At 36.0% G+C, this 8079-nt stretch carries 4 protein-coding genes and 1 pseudogene; 2 read left to right on the top strand and 3 right to left on the bottom strand.

All coding sequences use genetic code 11. From position 1 onward, the window contains the following. Positions 1 to 328, top strand: a pseudogene (locus tag BWI92_RS24915) (hypothetical protein); the annotation flags it as partial. Between the two features lies 1 nt (position 329). On the opposite strand, the gene BWI92_RS27505 reads toward BWI92_RS24915, so the two are convergent. The 3 genes from BWI92_RS27505 to BWI92_RS24905 all read right to left on the bottom strand — a co-directional run bounded on the left by BWI92_RS27505 (position 330) and on the right by BWI92_RS24905 (position 4692). After that, complete coding sequence (locus tag BWI92_RS27505; protein WP_176464535.1) at positions 330 to 470, bottom strand: DUF6088 family protein; 141 nt, start codon at positions 468 to 470, stop codon at positions 330 to 332. An 838-nt stretch (positions 471 to 1308) separates the two neighbouring features. Beyond that, the gene (locus tag BWI92_RS24910; protein WP_095168031.1) at positions 1309 to 2328 is read right to left on the bottom strand and encodes a PAS domain-containing protein; all 1020 of its coding nucleotides are present in this window, start codon (positions 2326 to 2328) and stop codon (positions 1309 to 1311) included. 345 nt (positions 2329 to 2673) lie between these two features. Next, positions 2674 to 4692: a PAS domain S-box protein gene (locus BWI92_RS24905; RefSeq protein ID WP_095168029.1), complete on the bottom strand. Its 2019-nt coding sequence runs from the start codon at positions 4690 to 4692 to the stop codon at positions 2674 to 2676. Between the two features lie 493 nt (positions 4693 to 5185). On the opposite strand from BWI92_RS24905, the gene BWI92_RS24900 reads away from it, so the two are divergent. Then, entirely contained in the window at positions 5186 to 7297 is a 2112-nt protein-coding gene (locus BWI92_RS24900; protein WP_095168026.1) for a PQQ-binding-like beta-propeller repeat protein, read from the top strand. Positions 7298 to 8079 lie beyond the last annotated feature (782 nt).

The raw sequence follows: 8079 nt of genomic DNA, 5'->3' as shown, positions 1-8079 counted from the left end.
TAAGGAAGCTTGGGAAATATGTCATAGCTACATGCATCGATGGAATATCGAACAGGCGTTTAGATTCGCCAAAACTGAGCTAGCTATTGAATCTCCAAGGTTATGGTTTTTCGAGAATACCCTCAAATTATTAGCCATTGTCACGCTCATTTACGACTTCTTGATGAAACTCATCAGGAATTGGCCATCTATTATCAAGATAATCATCAATCAATTTGCTCATAGAACAGGAAATCGGTGCCAAAATGCTTTGACACCGATTTATCGATTGAGAACGGCCATCCAAAACATGCTATGGTGCTACTTCGCACAACAAAATTCGGGATGACTCATGTTTTATCTTCCAAACGATCTAGGGCTTTACGTATGGCATCGGAAGAGCCATAACTCAAATAGTCATCAGGCAATATTAGTACTCCCCTAGGCTTACTTTTTATCGACTTTTCTATTTGTTTTTCAACGCTTTCCATTTAATATAAATTTTATTTTTGTCACAAATTTAGCAAATATTTGTGACAAAAAATATTCTGATTTAGAGCATTTGATGCGGGTACTCGAATGTTAATTATTGTCCCAAATTTAGAAAAGATTTGTGGTAACAATTAATGCAAAAAACTTTGCCTGCTGTCAATTGGTATTTCTCCAGTTGTGATTTTGCAGTGGAGTAATGTTTTTGTCAACACCATCGTCCAGTTTAGAGTAGTAGCCTTCAGCGATGGGTTCGTCAATTTAGGTTTGTAATGCTTCAATTTCTTGTAATTGCTGGCGTATTTTCTCTTTTCATTTTCATCTTGTGCTATACCTACTGCAACTGTATTTGGCGATACTCCAAATTATATACTCGCTGGCTGATATACCGTGATTTAAGTTTAGAAAGAATATTGGTAGATGAGTGTATATACTTAAAACAGTGGTGCTGTCCACGGATTAATTACCCAACTATATTGGGCTGCCGTAAAACCATTTTGTAGGCAATATTACTGTGCTATCTCGGCCACAAGAGCTGACGGCACTATATTAGCCTCGCAAAACCAATACCCAACATTGATTGGATTGACCTGATGGCAGATACAGCACTCTACTAAATCATTATTGCTGTGCCAAAACGCTTGTTTTTGTGGAAGTACCATTCTGACTCAATAGGATTATTTCTTAACATTCATCAATTTTTACAAAGGAACAGAAAGCTAGTGTAAAATAATTACACTGTGATAAAATACAGTAAAGTACCTTTTACTTAATATTATAATATATAATAAACACTAATAAAAGGTATAAGTATTGTTTATATGAATAATCGTAGTGACTTTAAATTGTGGTGGGTGGGTCGCTTGTACCCGAAAACGAGCGTATATCATCCTGAATTTTTACTCTAAATGAATGATTAAAAGAGGTATAGCCCGATTTAAGATAATTGTCTTGAGCTTCATTGAGACCGATTTTGTCATCGGGATAAACCAAATTTGATAGGTAGGTGATATTGCTATCTTCGTGCTTTACTTCAGGGAAAAGTTCTTTGAACTTTTTGTTGCTATACAAGATTTTATCATCCTTTTCATCAAGTATCCATAGGATGTCATTGGCGTTATTTGAAATTTCTTTAAAATTCTGTAGACTTTCGACAAATGAGTTTTGAGATTTTACCCTTTCGGTTACGTCAACGAAGGTCATTACGTAGGAATAATTCGTAAACCGAAGGCTGATTTCACACACCTTGAGCTCCTTATTTTTACAAAGAATTTTACCTTCAAATGTGAGAACAGTATCGTCTTTGGGTAATTCCGCTTGTTTATCTTGCTCCAGATTTTTATGGATAATCTCTCTTTCTTCTTCAACGATGAAGATACTATTTGCCCAATCTTTTAGGGTAGAAATATCCTCATTGGTATATCCCAAAAGTGTGGTAAACTGCTGATTGACGATTGGATTTGGCTCCTCAACTTTTGACACAAGTATTGCTACGGGTGTCTCATTAAATAGTTGTTTGTCAGTGTTTTGAGAGATTGAAGAAACCTTTATTTCTTTCACAAATAAGTGAAAGTTGCCTTCTATTTTGTGAATAAAAATCTCATGAATATTGCCTGTTGGCAAATAGATCAATTCAGGAAAATGAATATATGAATCGCTCCTAAGCTGACTTTCGATTTGATTCAAAGAAAGGTCATGATAGTCTTGGAGGACTTCATCAAGAGTACTATATCTTCGTTCAGTGGACCAATATTTTAAGCAAGACTGATCTTCTACTGGTATTATATTAAAACTACTATCAAAACTTACATATACATAGTTCAGAATAGATAGTTGTTTGTAAAGAATAAGGTTTTTCATAATGGCGGTCTCAGTTTAATTGTATGTGGCTACGTTCAACTATTCTGGTAAATCAAAAACCTATTTTTTCGACGGTATGATTTTTATTATTTTGTATCAAATAAAAGCTAAATATCTGATATTCAGTAATTAAAAACAAATTTTATACTCATGTAAATATTTTGTTTAACTAAGTTAGTTGGCAAAATAGAATATAATTTATGTGCTTTCGGCTTTCAGGTATCGGCTTTCGGCGGTGGTCTTTGGAAAAATGCATGTCTGTGTTTATTACACTCTTTGCCTTGTGCCTGTTGCCTTGTGCCTAAAACACAAGACTGAAAAATAATTCTGCACGATTATTTATGATTAAAATGTAATCGTAAAAGTAGTCCCCTCATTGACTTCACTTTCGACTGAAATATTTCCTCCGAGTGATTCGATTTGATTTTTGATAATAAATAACCCTATTCCTTTGGCTTCAGGGTGCTTATGGAAGGTTTTGTTCAGACCAAAAACTTTTGTCCCGTATTTTTTCAAATCAATCCCTAGTCCATTATCTTGAAATTTAAGAATAATGTTTCCATTTTCCATAACAAAACTTTCGATATGAATACTCGGGGTTCTTTGTAATGATTTATATTTCAAAGCATTGGAAATTAGATTTAAGAAAATGCTTTCCATAAAGTCGAGTTTGTAGTGTACAGATGAAGCCTCTTTAAAATCAAAAGTGATTTTAAAGTCGTTTTCCATAATTTGTCCAGAGAGGATTTCTCTTGTTTTTTGCAAAACCTCTTCAAAGGTTACCAATACCAAATCATCTTTTGCAGACTCTTGAATTTTAATCGTATCGGTCAAAGTGTTTAAGGTTTCGGACAAATGGCCAACGATTATTTCTAGATTTTCAAGAAGCAACTGCTTTTCATCCTCGTCTTCGCTTTGAGTAAGCAAAGAGTGAAGTAATACCAGATTGGCAACAGGTGACCTAAGGTTATGAGAGACCACATGTGCAAAGTTAGAAAGCTGCCAATTTTGCTTTGATAAGGTTTTGATCAGTGTATTGAGGTTGTCGTTAGACTCTACCAATTGCTCTTGCATTTGTTTGATTTGGCTCAAGTCTATCGCTGTAACCAAATACCCAATAGCCTTATTATCAAAGTCTTGTATTTGGGTAATAGAAAGTTGTACGGGTACCTCACTGTTATCCTTTCTAATGAAGGTCCATTCTTGATTATTAAAGACACGTATTTGGGCAATTGTCGGTAATACATCGAGGTCATTCAATTCCGCAGATAGTAATTGCTTCAACTCATTTTTGACTTGTGAAAGTTTGTCATTTTTGATAAAAGTAAAAGGAGTCGTTTTATTAACGATTTCATCCGAGCAATACCCCAGTAAGTTTTCAGCACCTTTGTTGAAGTGTCTGATGACCATATCTTGATTCATCGTGATTATAGCCACTTCACTGGCAGAGCTAAATATAGCATTTTGTTCAGCCAAGAGCTGTGAAATTTGTATTTCTTGACTTTTGGCCTGATGAATATCCTGAAATACGCCAAAAAGTCTTGCGCATTTTCCATCCACAAATTCGGCATCTCCTACGGCTCGAACCCATACAATTTCGTTTTGAGCAGTTATCAATTCTACCTCTACATCATAAGGAATCCCCTTCTCTATGGCAATATCTACCGCTTTTACGATGGTATCTTTACTAACGCCCTCTTTGTAGAATGCCAGAGCATTAGCTAATTTGGGCTGGTAGTTATCTGCAACCCCGTGTATTTGCTTGGTCATATTGCTCCAATAGACAAAATTTGTTTCAAGATTTACTTCCCAAGCACCAATTCTAGCAGTTTGACTTATTTTTTCAAGGATCTCCTTCAGTTTATTACTTTCAATCGATATCCGTCTTTGCTCTGTTACTTCATTGGTAAAAATCATTATGCCGCCTATTTCATTATGCTGGTCGTACCAAGGCTTAACTTCCCAAGAAATCCACTGTATTGTGCCATCAGAGCGATAAAATGGAGCTTCATTTTGTCTATGAATCATTCCCTTAAGACAGTCCTTGTGAATTTGCTTCCATTCTTCAGAAATTTCAGGAAAAACCTCATAATGAGATTTACCTATGATATCATGATCTTTAAGGTTATAGTCATTAAGCCATTTTTGAGTAGCTACTAAGTATTTCATATTCAGGTCAAAAACTGCAATTGCAGTGGGCATTTGACCAAGTAATTTGAAGGCAAATTCATTGTTGATGCTGTTAAGAAGGTTGTTGTTACTATCCTGAGATTGGTTTTGATTTGTTTTTGATTTGAAAAGTTTAATAAAATAATAAACGCTAATAATTGTAATGCCAACGATAAGCAATAATAAAGTTTTCATGTAAAGATGCTCCTTTAGTGTGATGTGGTATAATAAATATTATCAATGGAACGACTCTATTGGGTAATATTTGTAATAAGTTTAAAATGGAATACTCCTCATGTAAAGATATAAACTAAATTTAGGAATTTAATTAAATGAAGAAAATTGAGTTTAGTAGAGTAATTATTCTTATTTTAAAAATAGTTAACGGTAGCGATTTAGCATAATTTCGGGTCATTTATATTTAACTAATCAAAAAGAGCGATAACCTCAGCTAAGTTCTAATTAGAAAAGTCTTGAATATCTGAACGGTCTCCTCAATACGCGCTAATTGTAGAGAGAGAACCATATAATTTTTTCCGTTTGATTACCTATAATTTGATAGCAAATAGGGCTAAACATATGATTTTGAAGTAGATCTACCCGCAAATAAGTATAATTATTCTTGGATAAAATTTACCTTTGCTGGTGGTCAAATGAATAATAACCCCAAGTTTTTACTATCAAATTTATGAAAATAAAAATCCTTAGTTTTTCTGTACTCTCAATCATAGCGATGCTAAGTTGGGCTTGGATCAATAAAAATCAAGGAACAGAAAATGATTGGAGCGACTACCTTGGTGGCTCGGATCGCAATCATTATTCGACCTTGCGACAGATTACGCCCACAAACGTGGGTCAGCTCAAAGTAGCGTGGACGTTTGCCCTACCTGACTCTGGCCAAATGCAGGTAAACCCTTTAATCATCGATGGCGTGCTGTATGGCGTGAGTGCTTCGGTGCAAGCCTTTGCTTTAGATGCCTCGACGGGTAAACAATTATGGAAATTTGGTGACCCGCTCAAGCATTGGTCGAGTACCAGCCGAGGCGTATCATATTGGCAAAAAGGAGACGACAAAAGAATTCTATTTACCACCGGACCAAGTTTGTGGGCTTTGGATGCCAATACAGGCAAACCAATTGATAGTTTTGGCGAGAATGGTAAAATCGATTTGCATAAAGGGTTACCAGAAATCGCTCAAAACAAATTTATCATTTCCAACACTCCCGGGACGGTTTTCGAAGACTTGATTATTATGCCCGTGCGTTTATCGGAAGGTGCAGATGCAGCCCCAGGCGATATCAGAGCATTTGATGTGAAGACTGGTGCATTGGTTTGGACTTTTCATACGATACCTTATCCAAATGAATTTGGCTACCAAACTTTTCCTAAAAATGCCTACCAAAATAAAGAAATCGGAGGTGCCAATAACTGGGCAGGAATGGCGGTCGACAAAGAAAATGGTATTGTATTCGTACCAACGGGTTCGGCAGCGTATGATTTTTATGGAGGAAATAGAAAGGGAAATAATCTTTTTTCCAACTGTTTATTGGCACTTGATGCTCGTACAGGCAAACGTATTTGGCATTTTCAAACAACACACCATGATATTTGGGATAGAGACTTGCCAGCACCTCCCAATTTGTTGACCATTACACAAAAAGGCAAAAAGATTGACGTTGTAGCGCAGGTAACCAAACAGGGATATGTGTATGTATTTGAGCGTAAAACTGGAAAACCGATTTTCCCGATTAATGAGATTCCTGTGCCTAAATCAAGCCTAGCAGGAGAAATAACATCGCCAACCCAGCCGATTCCAAGTAAGCCAAAGCCTTACGCTCGACAAGCTAATACAATTACTGAAGCCCAGATAAGTCCGTATGCTGAGAATCGAGAAGAGCTGATAAAAGAATTGAGAAAACTCAAAACAGCCATATATCAACCGGGCAATAAAACAGGCGTATTGCTATTACCTGGCTATGATGGAGGAGCTGAGTGGGGCGGCGCAGCAGCCGATCCAGAAGGGACTCTATATGTAAATTCCAATGAAATGGCTTGGATTCTCAAAATGGTCGAAACACCCCAAAAAGCTCAATTGAGTCAGATGACCGTAGGAGAGAGATTGTATTATTCTCAATGCTCGGCTTGTCATGGCAAAGACCGAATGGGAAATCCTAAAAGTAATTACCCATCTTTGTTGGGCATAGAAAAGAAATACGATAAAGCCTATATCAACCGAATTATTAGTACTGGAAAAGGAATGATGCCCGGTTTTACGGCTATCTCGGCAAATGACAAGCAAGCCATCGTTTCGTTTTTGCTAGGAGAAGAGAAAAAAGAAGTAAGTGCTTCAAATCAAACAGATAGTGAGCCTTATATTCCTTTCAAAAGTGATGGGTACAACAAGTTTTTGGATAATCGTGGCTTGCCAGCGATTGCACCACCTTGGGGGCAGTTGACAGCGATTGATTTGAATACAGGCGAATTCAAATGGCAAATCCCTTTGGGTTTTGAGCCTATGCTCGCCAAACAAGGTATTAAAAATACAGGCGTCGAAAATTATGGTGGTTCTGTAGTCACAGCAAGTGGATTGTTGTTTATTGCGGCTACCAAAGATGGTTTTTTTAGAGCTTTCGACAAATTCACGGGTAAGCTTTTGTGGGAAACTCAGTTACCAGCAGCATCTTTTGCCACACCTTCTACTTACGCAGTGAAAGGCAAACAGTACATTGTTCTCGCTTGTGGGGGTACTAAGTTGGGTACTCCCAAGGGAAATGTATATGTAGCTTATGCTTTACCATAGTCCAAATTGAAGTGATGCGTAATTATATGACTTTATGTTATATGATTACGCATTAAGCTGTACGAATAAGAATGTATATCATAGTTTATACTTTTGGCTAAAAAGGAAAAGGTGTAACCTATTTTCCTATACGTTCAACATCAGCTTGATAAATCGGTAAGAATAATTCAACGGTAACGCATTGTATAAATACTACTCTTGTCTATTTTGATAAGATATTTATATCGACATGTGGGCTTCTCTTTTTTAGTCAAATTAATCTAAACGAAAGGTTTAAAAATTTAATTCGGAGAATATACTAATGATCAAACCGAATAGTTCAAAAATTAGAACAATAGCTAGCTGACAAATTCATAATCATGTTACAAGTGAATGAAATTCAAATATGAACAACCCTTTTTCTGCCAAAATTTATAAAATACAGAAGCTTTAAAACGACTTTTATGGGTACTCTGAAATCAACTCTTTGAAACTAAATATTTCAAATTCCCTACCGTCTTACCATCGATTTTGGGATAGTAAAAATATTCCTATTTTAAATTAAAACGACTTTTATAGGGTATTTCTATATTGGGTCAGATTGAGTGGGTTACCAAGCGGACAAAATGTCCACTTGGAAAAACAGTTATTGTAATTAATCAAAAAAACGACTTTTATAGGGCAGTTGACATTGGGATGTTATGCTTTTAGAAGTAAAATTAAATATAACACACACAATAGATTTAAAATAAAAATGGCACAAGAAAACAGAACGTCCACTGTGCCATAAGTAAATATCATAA

The organism is Flectobacillus sp. BAB-3569, from assembly GCF_002270355.1.
GTDB lineage: Bacteria > Bacteroidota > Bacteroidia > Cytophagales > Spirosomataceae > Flectobacillus > Flectobacillus roseus.
Note: the sequence above shows the minus strand (reverse complement) of the source record. Positions and strands in the feature narration are given on the sequence as shown.